The following is a 13,717-nucleotide window of genomic DNA, read 5'->3' on the forward strand; positions in this document are numbered from 1 at the left end:
GTCGATCCGATGGGCATACGGCACCATGGTCGGGTGCCCGAAAACGGAAGCGAGGCAGCCGACCCCGATCTGCTGATCGAATTGCGCGAGGTGGCGCTGCAGCGCGGCGGCAACGTCCTGGTCGGGCCGTTGGATTGGGCGGTCGAACTCGACGAGCGCTGGGTCATCGTCGGGCCCAACGGGGCGGGCAAAACCTCGCTGCTGCGGATCGCCGCGGCCGCCGAACATCCCTCGTCCGGCGTGGCTTTCGTGCTCGGTGAGCGGCTGGGCCGGGTCGACGTGACGGAGTTGCGTTCCCGCATCGGCCTCAGTTCCTCGGCGTTGGCGCAGCGCGTCCCCGGCGACGAGGTGGTGCGCGATCTCGTGGTCTCGGCCGGCTACGCGGTCCTGGGTCGCTGGCGCGAGCGCTACGAAGACGTCGACTACCGCCGGGCGATCGACATGCTGGAGAGCCTGGGCGCGGAGCATCTGGCGGACCGCACCTACGGCACACTGTCGGAGGGCGAGCGCAAGCGGGTGCTGATTGCCCGCGCGCTGATGACCGACCCCGAACTGCTGCTGCTCGACGAACCCGCCGCCGGCCTGGACCTGGGCGGCCGCGAGGAACTGGTGGCGCGGCTGGCCGACCTGGCCGCCGACCCCGACGCCCCCGCCCTGGTGCTGGTCACGCACCACGTCGAGGAGATCCCGCCCGGGTTCAGTCACTGCATGCTGCTCGCGGAAGGTCGGGTGGTGGCCGCGGGATTGCTCACCGACGTGCTGACCGCGGAGAATCTGTCCACCGCGTTCGGCCAAGCGATCGCCCTCGACGTCGTCGACGGGCGCTACTTCGCGCGGCGAGTCCGCACCCGCGCAGCCCACCGGAGGCAACTATGACGTCACCCGAGGAAGCCCCGCTGGTCCCCAGGCCGGCGGCGACCGTGATGCTGGTCCGAGACACGGGTCCGGGACTGGGCGTCTTCCTGATGCGGCGGCACGCCAAGATGGAGTTCGCCGCCGGGACGATGGTGTTCCCCGGAGGCGGCGTCGACGACCGCGACCGCAACGCCGACATCGCCTGGGCCGGACCGCCGCCGGAGTGGTGGGCGCAGCGCTTCGGCATCGAACCCGACCTGGCCGAGGCGCTGGTCTGCGCCGCGGCCCGCGAGACGTTCGAGGAATCGGGGGTGCTGTTCGCCGGGCCGGCGGGCCGGGGCCGTTCGGCGCCAGACAGTATCGTTGGCGACGCGTCGGTGTACGGCGACGCCCGCCGGGCGCTGGCCGACGGGACGTTGTCGTTCGCGGATTTCCTGCGGCGGGAGAACCTGGAGCTGCGCTCGGACCTGTTGCGGCCGTGGGCCAACTGGGTCACCCCGGAGGCCGAGCGCACGCGGCGCTACGACACCTATTTCTTCGTGGGCGCCCTGCCGAAGGGGCAGCGCGCCGACGGCGAGAACACCGAATCCGACCGGGCGGGCTGGACGACGCCGGAGGCGGCGATCGAGGACTTCGCGGCCGGACGCAGCTTTTTGCTGCCGCCGACCTGGACGCAGCTGGACTCGCTGGCCGGGCGGACCGTCGCCGAGGTGCTGGCCGTGGAGCGCCAGATCGTGCCGGTGCAGCCGCACCTCGAAATCCAGGGCGACAACTGGGTTTTCGAGTTCTTCGATTCCGACCGCTACCACCAGGCGCGGGAAGCCGGCGGGCTGGGGTGGCGGCATTGAGCGAGTTCGTCAGCGTCGTGGTCAGCGACGGCTCGCAGGACGCCGGCCTGGCCATGCTGCTGCTGTCGCGGCCACCGACGAACGCGATGACCCGCCAGGTCTACCGCGAGGTCATCGCCGCGGCCGAGGAACTGGGTCGCCGGGACGACGTCGCCGTCGTGATCCTGTTCGGCGGCCACGAGATCTTCTCGGCCGGCGACGACATGCCCGAACTGCGGACGCTGCGGGGCGCCGAAGCCGAGACCGCCGCCCGGGTCCGGCAGGAGGCCATCGACGCGGTGGCGGCCATCCCCAAGCCGACCGTGGCCGCCATCACCGGATACGCGCTGGGCGCGGGGCTCACGCTGGCGCTGGCCGCCGATTGGCGCATCAGCGGGGACAACGTGAAGTTCGGCGCGACCGAAATCCTGGCCGGCCTGGTGCCCGGCGGCGACGCGATGGCCCGCCTGACCCGGGCCGCCGGGGTGAGCAAGGCCAAGGAACTGGTGTTCAGCGGGCGATTCTTCGACGCCGAGGAAGCCCTGGCGCTGGGCCTCATCGACGAGATGGTGGCGCCCGACGACGTCTACGACGCCGCCGCACGATGGGCGCGCCGTTTCCTCGACGGCCCCCGGCACGCGCTGGCCGCCGCCAAGGCCGGGATCAACGACGTGTTCGACCTGGGGCGCGCCGAGCGGCTCGCCGCCGAACGCCGCCGCTATGCGGAGGTGTTTTCCGCTGGTCAGGGCGGTGGCGATCGGGCGGATCCCGGCGGCCGTTAGGCTGCCCTGCATGACGAGTTCGACCGACGCCGTTCCGACGCCCCACGCCACCGCCGAGCAGGTGGAGGCCGCCCGGCACGACAGCAAGCTGGCCCAGGTGCTCTATCACGACTGGGAGGCCGAAACTTACGACGAGAAGTGGTCGATCTCCTATGACCAGCGCTGCATCGACTACGCGCGGGGCCGTTTCGACGCCATCGTGCCCGACGCGGTGCTGCGGGAGTTGCCCTACGACCGGGCCCTCGAATTGGGCTGCGGCACAGGGTTTTTCCTGCTGAATCTGATCCAGTCCGGGGTCGCTCGCCGCGGGTCGGTGACCGACCTGTCGCCGGGCATGGTCAAGGTCGCCACCCGCAACGGGCAGTCCCTGGGCCTGGACATCGACGGCCGGGTGGCCGACGCCGAGGGCATCCCGTATGAGGACAACACCTTCGATTTGGTCGTCGGGCACGCCGTGCTGCACCACATTCCCGATGTCGAGCTTTCGCTGCGCGAGGTGATCCGGGTGCTGCGCCCGGGCGGGCGGTTCGTCTTCGCCGGCGAACCGACCAGCGCCGGCGACGTCTACGCCCGCGAGCTGTCCACGCTGACCTGGCGGATCGCCACCAACGTCACCAAGCTGCCGGGCCTGGGCGGCTGGCGGCGCCCGCAGGCCGAGCTCGACGAATCCTCCCGCGCCGCGGCGCTGGAGGCCATCGTCGACCTGCACACCTTCACGCCCGGTGACCTCGAGCGGATGGCCGCCAACGCCGGCGCGACCGAGGTGCGGACCGTCAGCGAGGAGTTCACCGCCGCGATGTTCGGCTGGCCGGTGCGCACCTTCGAGGCGTCGGTGCCGGCCGGGCGGCTCGGCTGGGGCTGGGCGAAATTCGCGTTCAACGGCTGGAAGGCCCTGAGCTGGGCGGATGCCAATGTGTGGCGGCGCGTGGTGCCGAAGGGCTGGTTCTACAACGTGATGGTGACCGGGGTCAAACCCTCCTGAGCGGTGGGCTGCGGTTCAGCGCCGACGACGTCGGCTACCTGCGGTCGCATGCCGGCGCCGCGGCGCTGGCGGCCGTCGCCGAACTCGAGCTGACGGACGCCACCCGGGTCGCCGACGTCGCCGCGACCCGCGCCCGCTTCGGTGAGCGGGCGGCGGTGCTGGTGGAGACGGTCCTGTTGCGCCGCCGCGCCGCACAGAAACTGAGCGGGCTGGGGTGCGCCGTGTCGGACTGGCTGTTCACCGACGAGGCGCTGCAGCAAGCCACCGCCGCGCCGGTGGCGGTGCACCGGGCCGGGCGGCTGGCCGAGGCCGCCCCGGACGCCGTCGTGCACGACGCGACGTGTTCGATCGGCACCGAGCTGGCCGCGCTGCGCGGCCGCGGGATCACGACGGTGGGCAGTGACGTCGACGCCGTGCGGCTGGCCATGGCCCGCCACAACGTGGGGGCGGCGGGGCTCTGCCGCGCCGACGCGCTGCACCCGGTGACCCGCGATGCCGTGCTCGTCGTCGATCCGGCGCGCCGCGCCGAGGGTCGGCGGCGCCTGCGCATCGACGACTATCAGCCCGGCCTGGCCGCGTTGCTGGACGCGTATCGAGGCCGGGATTTTGTCGTAAAGTGCGCTCCGGGAATCGATTTCGACGAGGTGCGGCGGCTGGGCTTCGACGGAGAGATCGAGGTGACGTCCTATCGCGGCTCGGTTCGGGAAGCCTGCCTGTGGTCGTCGGGATTGGCGCGGCCCGGCGTCACCCTGCGGGCGAGCGTCCTCGACCGCGGCGAACAGGTCACCGACGCCGACCCCGACGACTGCGGCGTGCGCCCGGTCGGGCGGTGGATCGTCGACCCGGACGGCGCCGTGGTCCGGGCCGGGCTGGTGCGCCACTACGGCGCGCGGCACGGGCTGTGGCAGCTCGATCCCGACATCGCCTACCTCTCGGGTGATCGGCTGCCGGCCGGGGTGCGGGGCTTCGAGGTGATCGAGCAGCTGGTCTTCGACGAACGACGGCTGCGGCAGGCGCTCTCGGAGCTGGACTGCGGGTCGCTGGAGGTATTGGTCCGCGGGGTGCGGGTCGACCCCGATGCGCTGCGCAAACGGATGCGGCTGCGGGGCCGCCGGCCGCTGTCGACGGTCATCACCCGGATCGGGTCGGGAACCTCGGGGCGCGCGACGGCGTTCGTTTGCCGGGCGTCCCGGTAGCGCCGGGTACGCTGGCGGCGGTTACTTTTCCGGTCGCACCCCCGCCCTGGCTAGTTTGCGAGGACAATTCCACGATGCGTTATCTGATAGCCGCTGCGCTGCTCGCAACGGCGGTGTTGTTGGGCTGGCCGGCCGCCGCCGAGCCGCCGTCGTGCGCGAGCCTCGGCGGCAGCGTCGAGGCCGGCCAGATGTGCCGCGTGCACGCCACCGGCCCCAACTACATGCTCACCATGACGTTTCCCACCGACTACCCGGATCAACAGGCGCTGACCGACTACATCACCCAAAACCGGGACGGCTTCGTCAACGTCGCGCAGAGTTCCGGGGGGCGCGACCAGCCGTACCAGCTGGAGGCCACCACCGACCAGCACAGCGCCGGTCAGCCGCCGCACAACACCCGCAGCGTGGTGCTCAAGTTCTTCCAGGACGTCGGGGGAACGCGGTCGTCGATCTGGTACAAGGCGTTCAACTACAACCTCGGGACGAAGCAGCCCATCACCTTCGACACCCTGTTCCCGCCGGGGACGACGCCGCTGGACGCCATCTTCCCGATCGTGCAGCGCGACCTGGAACGTCAAACCCCTTTGGGCGCCGCGATTTTGCCGTCGACGGGCCATGATCCGTCGCACTATCAGAATTTCGCCATCACCGACGATCAGCTGATCTTCTACTTCGCCCCGGGCGAGATGCTGCCGGCGTTCGGGGGGCCCGCCCAGGCCCAGGTGCCGCGCAACGCGATCCCGCCGCTGGCAATCTGACTACGGCTCAGACCGGCCCGGCCCGCAATTCCATCGCCGCGGCCAGCGCCGCCAGCGCCACCTGGGCGAGGCAACCGATGATCGGGACGAAGAAGGCCCTCCTCCCGCGCACCAGCAGGTACACGGCGACCACGACGTCGGCGACCAAGAGGGCGGCCCCGCCCCAGGTGCCCAGGTTCATGGCCCGGTCGATCCAGGCGGGATCGCCGCACTTCTGATAGCTGCACGGGTCGGTGCTCATCACCAGCAGGCCCAGGACCACAAAGGTCGCCCCGTAGAGGCCGCCATGGATGACCAGCAGGACGAGCGTCGCCACGATGTCCGCGGTGCTTGCGCGCCGGCCCTCCGCTGTGGTGGTCGCGGCGTCCTGCGCTGTGGGGTCGTCGATCGGCACTCAAGGAGTATGTCCCGGTCAGGCCGGCGCGAAACCGTAGACCTGGCCGTCGCTGGTGGCGGCCACCACCCGCCGGTCGGTGCCGACCGCAACCCCGAGCGGATACCCGGTGGCCGCCGGCAGCGGATAGCTGTTCAGCGTGTGTCCGTCACCGGGATCGAAGACCAGCACCGACATCCCGGGGGCGCCGTTGGCAGGCGGTCCGCCGACCACCGTGTAGCCGACCCCGGCGCCCGCGAGGCTCGACGACGACAGGGGGACGGCGTCGTCGCGGCGCCACACCTGGTCGGCGTGATCGCCGGCGTCCTTGAACGCGACGAGCCGCGTGTCGGGCCCGCCACCGGACACGATCAGCCCCTGCGGGGTGATAGCCGGGGGAGTCTGCGCCAGAAATCCCAGCGGCGCCGACCACTTCACCTTCGCGTCCGCTGTGCGCAGCGCCCACAGGCGTTCGTCGCGGCCGTTGACGTAGACGGTCGACCCGTCGGCCGAGAGCACCGGGCTGGCGATGGCGCCGGCGCCCACGGCGTCGCTGGTCCACTCCTTGGTCAGCAGCGGCGTCTGCCCGGGGTGGTACTTCAGGCCCACCAGCACCGCGGCCGGTGCCCCCGGCTGCCAGACGCCGAGCACCGCCATCCCGTTGGCGGCCGAGAAGGCGGGGGCCGCCGCCACCGGGCAGCCCTGGCGCGCCGGCGCGCAGTCGGCGAGCCCGCGCGTCGCATCGGTGGGATCGATGCCGTCCACCAGATCGAGCGGGCTGCTCACCACCTGGCCGCGATGTGAATCGAAAACCAGCACCTGCCCCAGGTGCGTGGCGACGAGTAACTCGCCGCTACCGAGGAACCGGGGCGTCGTGGGCATGCCGATCACCGGCTGGCGCCACCGCGTCCACTGCGTCACCGGGAACGACAGGAAGGCGCCGGGCTGGCCGACGTAGAGGTTGTCGAAGCCGTCGAGCAGCGGCCCGCCGAAGCCGCCGCCCTGGAACAACCGCACACACCAGCGCTGGCGTCCGTTGTGGTTGTTCTCCCACTCCATCAGCGAACAACCCGCGGAGGTCTGGGCGTTCAGTGCCAGATAGCCCCGCGCGCTCAGCGCCGGTCCGGCGGCCAGGGTCCCCTTGACCGACCGGGTCCACTGCAACGACAGCTTGGTGGCCCCGCCGGTGGGGGTGTAGCTGCTGTTGGCGGCGTCGGCGTATTGCGCCGGCCAGCCTTGTGCGGCCGATGCGTCCACCCACGAGTCGGTGGTGCCGCAGCCGCCGACCCCGGCCACGAGCGCCGCCGCCAGCAGCGCGGATGAGCAACGCCGAAGCCCACTGACGAGGTGTCGGGCAAGCACGTTGGTTTCCAAGTCCTTCCCCAGGGCGTGCGCAGGTGCGGCGGTCGAGTACACGTGAGGGTATCGCTTGGGCTCTCGACTAGGCTTTCCGGCCATGACGAGCATGTGGGGCGCCCCGGTCCATCGCCGCTGGCGTGGATCGAACCTGCGCGACCCGCGCCAGGCCAGGTTCCTCACGCTGGCCTCGCTGAAGTGGGTGCTGCGCAACCGCGCATACACCCCGTGGTACCTGGTGCGCTACTGGCGGTTACTGAAGTTCAAGCTGGCCAACCCGCACATCATCACCCGCGGCATGGTCTTTCTCGGCAAGGGTGTGGAAATCCATGCCACGCCCGAGCTCGCGCAGCTCGAGATCGGGCGCTGGGTCCACATCGGTGACAAGAACACCATCCGCGCGCACGAGGGTTCGCTGCGGTTCGGCGACAAGGTGGTGCTGGGCCGCGACAACGTCATCAACGCCTACCTCGACATCGAGCTCGGCGATTCGGTCCTGATGGCCGACTGGTGCTACGTCTGCGATTTCGACCACCGCATGGACAACATCGACATGCCCATCAAGGACCAGGGCATCGTCAAGTCCCCGGTGCGGATCGGCCCGGACACCTGGGTGGGGGTCAAGGTGTCGGTGCTGCGGGGCACGTCGGTCGGGCGCGGTTGCGTGCTGGGATCGCATGCGGTGGTGCGCGGGGTGATTCCGGACTACTCGATCGCGGTCGGCGCGCCGGCCAAGGTTGTTAAGAACCGCCAGCTCGCCTGGGAGAGCTCGGCCGCGCAGCGTGCCGAACTCGCCGCCGCCCTGGCCGACATCGAACGGAAAAAGGCCTCCCGCTAGCTGTCCGGTTGCGGCCGGTCGTCGACCTTGAAATGGAAGTTGACGTCGCCCGCGGCGACGTTCGTGACGGTCACCAGCACACCGTATTTCTGGCCGTGGTCGGTGAGCTGACACCGAAGTGTCGCGCCCGCAACGCCTTTCAGATCGTCGGGGCAGGTCACCGAGTCCGGCTTTCTGCCCACCCGCTGGCCGAGCTGGGTGCTGATCGCGGCGGCGACCTGCTCCTTGCCGACCATCTCCACCATGTCGAACTTGACGTCGCCGCCCTCGACGCTGGTGACCGTGACGTTGACGCCGAACGGCCGGTTCTTGACCTTCATTTCGCAGGTCATCTGCGCGCCGAGGGTTGCTGGCAGGTCGTTCGGGCAGTTCACCGACTCGGGCTTGTTGCCCGCGGCGTCGGTCATCTTCGCGGAGATCTGGCCGGCGACCTCGCTCCTGCTCACCGCGTGCGACGAACCGATCGAGCAGGAACAGCCCGCGACGGCGGTGATGAGGCCGGCGGCAGCGCACGAAACCGGCAGCGCGCGGATGACGGTCATTGTCGCCTCCCGAATGGCTTGACCCGTGAATCGGCCGATCATGGCATGCCCATCGGCTACGGGTGCACGATTGGGCAAACGAGCGCCGAGATCAGATGCTCTGATAGCGCCGCAGCGCTTCGGCCCGTTCGGCGGCGTGGTCGACGATGGGCTGCGGATAGTTGTCCGGCCGCCGGCCCCTGCGCAGGTGCACGTCATCGGCCGAGCGCAGCTCGGGCACCCAGCGGCGGATGTAATCGCCTGTGGGGTCGAACTTTTCGCCCTGTGTCGTCGGGTTGAACACCCGGAAGTAGGGCGCGGCATCGGTGCCGCAGCCCGCACACCACTGCCAGCCGTGCTGGTTGTTCGCCATGTCCCCGTCCACGAGCTGGTCCAGAAACCATTCGGCGCCCCACTGCCACGGCAGATGAAGGTCCTTGACCAGAAACGACGCGACGCTCATCCGCACCCGGTTGTGCATGAACCCGGTTTCGCGCAGCTGCCGCATCCCGGCGTCGACGAAGGGAAAACCGGTCTCACCGGCCTTCCACGCCGCGAAGCGGCGCTCGGCCTCGGCGCCGGAGTCGGTCGGGATGCCGTCGAAATCTTTGTTCCAGTTGCGCCACGCGCTCGCGGGCCAGTGGTGCAGCACGTCGGCGTAGAAATCGCGGAAAGCCAACTCCCGCAGGTACGCCTGCGCCCCGCCGCCGCGCAGGTCCAGGTCGGCGGCCAGGGTGCGGGGGTGGACGGTGCCGAATTTCAGGTGCGCCGACATCCGGCTGGTGCCGCGCAGGTCGGGCCTGTTGCGGTCGTCGGCGTAGCTTCTCAATCCGTTGTCGAGGAAGGACTTCCACTGGGCGCGCGCCGCGGCCTCGCCGGCGGCGACATCGAGCGAGACACCGGGGTCGGGGATTTCGCAGTGCTCGACTTGCAGGCGCGCCGGATCGAGCCAGCGCGCGGAGGCGGCGCCCGATGTGGCCGGGGCCCGCCAGCCGACTTTGTGCCACTGCCGCAGAAACGGTGTGAACACCTGGTACGGGGAGCCGTCCGGCTTGGTGACGCGTCCGGGCGAGACGAGGTACGGCGAGCCGGTCGCCACCAGCGGGACCGCGCCCAGTGCGGCGCGCACCCGTTCGTCGCGGCGCGTGCCGAACGGCGCGAAGTCCTCGGAGATGTGCACCGACGTCGCGCCGATCTCCTTGGCGATGTGGGGAATCTGGGTGTCGGGCCGCCCGCGGGTGACGAGCAGCCGCCCGTCGAGGTCCGCGCGCAGCCGCCGCAGCGAGTCACCCAGGAACTGCAGCCGGCGCTGTCCCGACGAGCTTTCCAGCCGCGGATCGAGCACAAAGCAGGCGAGCACCTCGTGGGCCTCGGCCGCGGCGAGCAGCGCCGGATGGTCACGCAGCCGCAGATCGCGGCGAAACCACAACAGGGCGGGCATGATTCGGCCCCTTAACGGTTGAGCCGCCAGATGTGGGTGGACAGGACGGTCGCGAAGCCGCACCACATGGGGTAGGGCAGTAGCGCCGGCCCGCCCCGCGGGCCGGCTTGCGCGGTGCGCCTCACCAGGTCGGCGCTGCTGGCCGTCAGCGCCGCGGCACCGACCGCGGCCGCACCGAGCTTGTGGTACCGAAAGAAGAGCCAACTCCACCCGGCGTTGAGGAGCAGATTGACCACCAGGGCAGCGGCGTAGCTGCGCGCCTGGTCATGGCGCCCGGTGGCGCGAAACCGGTCGATGGCCACCGCCGACGTGACCGCGATGTCCGCGTAGAGCGTGGTCCACGCGACGGGGAAGGCGGCGCGCGGCGGCTGGTACGCGGGCTTGCGAAGCCGCGCGTACCACGGCGAGGCGGCGTTGGCGCTGGCGACGCTGCCGGCGCCGGCGGCCGCGGCGACGCCCAGGGCCGTCGCACCTAAGATCGATTTGTTCACGGCGTGCTCCGTTCGCGTTGGGCCCGATCCGCTTGTTGTTCAACGGGTTCGGCATTGGCGGGGCTGGTGGGCCACCAGATTCGGTCGCCGATGAGGGCGAACAACGCCGGGATGACCAGGGTGCGCACCACGAAGGTGTCGAGCAGGATGCCCAGGCCGACGATGATCCCCAACTGCGTCAGGACGATCAACGGCAGCACCCCGAGCACGCAGAACACGGCGGCCAAAACGATTCCCGCGCTGGTGATTACGCCTCCGGTCGCCGACACCGCGCGCACCATCCCGTCGCGCGCGCCGTGCCGTGCGGCCTCTTCGCGGGCGCGGGTGACCAGAAAGATGGTGTAGTCCACGCCGAGGGCGGCCAAGAACAGGAAGGCGAACAGCGGGGTGGTGTTGTCCAGTGCCGGAAAACCGAAGATATGGATGCTCGCCCAGCCGCCCATGCCCAACGCGACCAGGGCACCCAGAATCGTCGCGGCCAGCAGGGTCGGCGGCGCGAGGGCGGATCGCAGCAACGCATACAGGACGACCAGGATGACGGCCAGGATCGCCGGGATCAGCAGCACGCGGTCATGCGCGGCCGCGTCCCGGACGTCGAGGGCCTGCGCGTCGGCGCCGCCCACCAGCGCGCCGGGGTCGGCGGCCCGGGTCGAATCCCGCAGTGCGGCAACGATGCCGAACGCCCGGTCGGACGACGGCGGTGCGTCGATCACCACCGACCACTTCGTCAGCCCCGTTTCCGCGCGGCCGGACTCGGTCACCGAGACGACGCCGGGCGTGGCCCCGATCGCCTGCCGCACGGGCGACGCGTGGGCGGTGGGCGCGACAACCAGTGTCGGGTTGGCCAGGCCGGCCGGGAAGTGTTCGGCCACCACGGCGTAACCGGACACCGAATCCGCGCGCACGCGGAACTGCTCGGTCTGCGACAGCCCGATCCGGGTCCCCCACAAGCCCGTGCCCAGGGCGGCCAGCACCGCGATCGCGACCACCGCAACCAGCGAGGGACGACGGGCGACCGATTCCGCGATGCGCCGCCAGGCACCGGAATCCCGGTCCTCGGCGTCGTCGGCGTGCGGGATGAACGGCCAGAACAATCGGCGGCCGCACACGGCCAGCATCGGCGGCAGGATGACCAGCACCGACACCGCGGCGACCACGAGGCCGCACGCCGCCAGCGCGCCCAGACTGCGTGTGCTCGGAGTGGCCGCGAACAGCAGCGTGAGCAGCGCCAGCACCACGGTGGCATTGCTGGCAACGATGGCCGGCCCCGCCCGGCGCACGGCGTGCCGCAGCGCGACGCGGTGCCCGGAATGGCGCCGTAGCTCTTGGCGATACCGGGAGATCAACAACAGCGCGTAATTGGTGCCCGCCCCGAACACCAGCACGCTGGTGATGCCCGAGGTGGCGCCGTCGAAGCTCAGCCCGGTCAGCGACGCCACCGCCGTACCGACCGCGGCGGCGACCCGGTCGGCGAATCCGACGACGAGCAAGGGGACCAGCCACAGCACCGGGGACCGGTACGTGGCGATCAGCAGCAGCGCCACCACCGACGTCGTCACGGCGAGCAAGGTGATGTTGGCGTTGGTGAAGGCGCTGGCGATGTCGGCGCCGAACGCCGGCCCGCCCGTGACGTGCACCTGCAGATCCGTGGGCAGGCCGCTCGCCGCGGCCGTGCGCAGCGCCGTGACCGTGCGGTCGAGGTCAAGCCCCGACAGGCCGCCGCTGATCGGCACGATGCCCAGGACGGCCTTCCCGTCGGTCGACGGCAGCGCGGGCGCCGCGCCATCCCCGCCGGGCGGCGCGGCGGCCTGGGCCCCATCGCGGGCCGCGCGTGCGGCCGAAACGTCCGAGGGGCTGAGCACCGCGCCGTCGGTCCGGCTGACCACGACAATCACCGGGGCGCGGTCGCCGCCGGTGAACTGCCGCGACAGCGCGTCCACCTCGGCCGACGCGGAGTCGTCGGGCAGCGATTTCGGTGACTGGCCCGCCGCCGCGTTCTCGCCGATGAGAACCATGAAACCGACCCCCAGCAGGGCCGCGACCAGCGCGAGCAGCCACGAACGTCGACCCGTCACAGCGGTGGCCAAGGGCTCCCATACCACGAACACAACCCTTTCAGTTAGTTAAACATTAATCAACTGAAACGACGCAGCGCCACGAAGTCGGCATGGCGCTGCGCGAAAGGGGGCACTATGAACATTATGGACGCGATGCGGAGACATTGATGGACGCGAGGCTTGCCGGCGATGACCGCTGACCGTGGCGCGATGAAGAATCGCAAGCGGCGGCACATCGACGTGTGCCTGAGCGAGCCGGTCGGTTATGCCGGGGTCAGCACCGGCCTGGACCGGTATCACCTGCCCTACAACGCGCTCACGCAGACCAGCCTGGGCGACATCGACCTGTCCACCACGTTTTTCGGTGCCAACCTGCGCTCTCCGATCCTCATCGGCGCGATGACCGGGGGCGCAGAGTTGTCCGGGACGATCAACCGCAATCTGGCGGCCGCCGCCCAACAGCTCGGCGTCGGCATGATGCTCGGCTCGCAGCGCATCATGCTCGACAGCGCGCTGGGGGAGCGCGCCGCGGACAGCTTCACGGTTCGCGACGTCGCCCCAGATGCGTTGCTGTTCGGCAACATTGGGCTATCCCAGCTGGCGAAGGCGGCCGTGCCGGACCTGGCCAAGGCCCTCGATCGGGTGGGCGCCGACGCGCTTGCCGTGCATACCAATCCGTTGCAGGAAGCGATGCAACACAACGGCGACACCGACTTCTCCGGCTCGGTGGACCGGCTGCGCGAAGCGGCCGACGCCCTCGGCTACCCCGTGTTGCTCAAGGAGGTCGGCCACGGGATCGGCGGCGCCGCGGTGGCCGAACTCCTTGGGGCCGACGGCACGCTTCCGGTTGCCGGAATCGACGTGGCGGGCGCCGGCGGCACGTCGTGGTCGCGGGTCGAACAGTTCGTGCGTTACGGCGAACTGCGCCATCCGGAGTTGGCCGACTGGGGAATCCCCACCGCGCGTGCGGTCGTGGAGGTGCGCGAGGCGCTGCCGGAGATCCCGCTGGTGGCGTCCGGTGGCATTCGAACCGGGATGGACGCGGCCAAGGCGATCGCCCTGGGGGCCGACGTCGTGGCGGTGGCCCGGCCGCTGCTGCCGGCCGCGATCGAATCCACTGCGGCGGTGGTGGATTGGCTGCAGCCGTTCATCGATGAGCTTCGGGTTTGCCTGCACGGCTGCGGTGCGGCAAACCTCGCGGCGCTGCGCGACGTCGACCTCGTCCACGTTACGTAGCTTC

Annotated in this window: 14 protein-coding genes; 8 read left to right on the top strand and 6 right to left on the bottom strand. The window is 70.6% G+C overall.

Annotated elements, in window-relative coordinates; genetic code table 11:
• The first annotated feature begins 15 nt into the window (after positions 1 to 15).
• From QGN31_RS06920 to QGN31_RS06945, 6 genes are all read left to right on the top strand, one after another.
• Positions 16 to 876 (top strand): ABC transporter ATP-binding protein, encoded by an 861-nt coding sequence (locus QGN31_RS06920; RefSeq protein WP_026071262.1) that lies wholly within the window; start codon positions 16 to 18, stop codon positions 874 to 876.
• Positions 873 to 1,703: an NUDIX hydrolase gene (locus tag QGN31_RS06925; protein WP_014380772.1), complete on the top strand. Its 831-nt coding sequence runs from the start codon at positions 873 to 875 to the stop codon at positions 1,701 to 1,703. The genes QGN31_RS06920 and QGN31_RS06925 overlap by 4 nt, the downstream gene beginning before the upstream one ends.
• Positions 1,700 to 2,464, top strand: a complete 765-nt coding sequence (locus QGN31_RS06930; RefSeq protein WP_043955815.1) for an enoyl-CoA hydratase — start codon at positions 1,700 to 1,702, stop codon at positions 2,462 to 2,464. The genes QGN31_RS06925 and QGN31_RS06930 overlap by 4 nt, the downstream gene beginning before the upstream one ends.
• A gap of 10 nt (positions 2,465 to 2,474) precedes the next feature.
• A complete protein-coding gene (locus QGN31_RS06935; protein ID WP_014942693.1) occupies positions 2,475 to 3,446 on the top strand; it encodes a class I SAM-dependent methyltransferase in 972 nt (323 codons plus the stop codon).
• Positions 3,404 to 4,642 (top strand): THUMP-like domain-containing protein, encoded by a 1,239-nt coding sequence (locus tag QGN31_RS06940; protein WP_193375565.1) that lies wholly within the window; start codon positions 3,404 to 3,406, stop codon positions 4,640 to 4,642. The genes QGN31_RS06935 and QGN31_RS06940 overlap by 43 nt, the downstream gene beginning before the upstream one ends.
• 74 nt (positions 4,643 to 4,716) lie before the next feature.
• Positions 4,717 to 5,400, top strand: coding sequence for an esterase (locus QGN31_RS06945; RefSeq protein ID WP_014380768.1), 684 nt, complete (start codon positions 4,717 to 4,719; stop codon positions 5,398 to 5,400).
• 7 nt (positions 5,401 to 5,407) lie between these two features.
• Here QGN31_RS06945 and QGN31_RS06950 read toward each other — a convergent pair whose 3' ends face one another.
• Both QGN31_RS06950 and QGN31_RS06955 read right to left on the bottom strand, forming a co-directional pair.
• Positions 5,408 to 5,794, bottom strand: a complete 387-nt coding sequence (locus tag QGN31_RS06950) for a DUF6264 family protein (RefSeq protein ID WP_014942691.1) — start codon at positions 5,792 to 5,794, stop codon at positions 5,408 to 5,410.
• An 18-nt stretch (positions 5,795 to 5,812) separates the two neighbouring features.
• Positions 5,813 to 7,147 (bottom strand): outer membrane protein assembly factor BamB family protein, encoded by a 1,335-nt coding sequence (locus QGN31_RS06955; RefSeq protein WP_014942690.1) that lies wholly within the window; start codon positions 7,145 to 7,147, stop codon positions 5,813 to 5,815.
• A gap of 82 nt (positions 7,148 to 7,229) precedes the next feature.
• Between QGN31_RS06955 and QGN31_RS06960 the strand changes: the two genes are divergently transcribed.
• Positions 7,230 to 7,967 carry an acyltransferase gene (locus QGN31_RS06960; protein WP_008259129.1) on the top strand — a complete coding sequence of 246 codons (738 nt, stop codon included), beginning with the start codon at positions 7,230 to 7,232 and terminating at the stop codon, positions 7,965 to 7,967.
• Here QGN31_RS06960 and QGN31_RS06965 read toward each other — a convergent pair.
• The 4 genes from QGN31_RS06965 to QGN31_RS06980 all read right to left on the bottom strand — a co-directional run bounded on the left by QGN31_RS06965 (position 7,964) and on the right by QGN31_RS06980 (position 12,522).
• The gene (locus QGN31_RS06965) at positions 7,964 to 8,509 is read right to left on the bottom strand and encodes a DUF4333 domain-containing protein (protein ID WP_043955813.1); all 546 of its coding nucleotides are present in this window, start codon (positions 8,507 to 8,509) and stop codon (positions 7,964 to 7,966) included. The genes QGN31_RS06960 and QGN31_RS06965 overlap by 4 nt on opposite strands.
• 91 nt (positions 8,510 to 8,600) lie before the next feature.
• Positions 8,601 to 9,929 carry a cryptochrome/photolyase family protein gene (locus tag QGN31_RS06970; protein WP_008259125.1) on the bottom strand — a complete coding sequence of 443 codons (1,329 nt, stop codon included), beginning with the start codon at positions 9,927 to 9,929 and terminating at the stop codon, positions 8,601 to 8,603.
• A gap of 11 nt (positions 9,930 to 9,940) precedes the next feature.
• Positions 9,941 to 10,420, bottom strand: coding sequence for a TspO/MBR family protein (locus QGN31_RS06975; protein WP_008259124.1), 480 nt, complete (start codon positions 10,418 to 10,420; stop codon positions 9,941 to 9,943).
• Positions 10,417 to 12,522: an MMPL family transporter gene (locus QGN31_RS06980; protein ID WP_326544694.1), complete on the bottom strand. Its 2,106-nt coding sequence runs from the start codon at positions 12,520 to 12,522 to the stop codon at positions 10,417 to 10,419. The genes QGN31_RS06975 and QGN31_RS06980 overlap by 4 nt, the downstream gene beginning before the upstream one ends.
• 144 nt (positions 12,523 to 12,666) lie before the next feature.
• On the opposite strand from QGN31_RS06980, the gene fni reads away from it, so the two are divergent.
• Positions 12,667 to 13,713 (top strand): type 2 isopentenyl-diphosphate Delta-isomerase, encoded by a 1,047-nt coding sequence (gene fni / locus QGN31_RS06985; RefSeq protein WP_043955259.1) that lies wholly within the window; start codon positions 12,667 to 12,669, stop codon positions 13,711 to 13,713.
• Positions 13,714 to 13,717 lie beyond the last annotated feature (4 nt).

The organism is Mycobacterium sp. 2-64 (assembly GCF_035918375.1).
Classification (GTDB): Bacteria; Actinomycetota; Actinomycetes; order Mycobacteriales; family Mycobacteriaceae; genus Mycobacterium; species Mycobacterium intracellulare.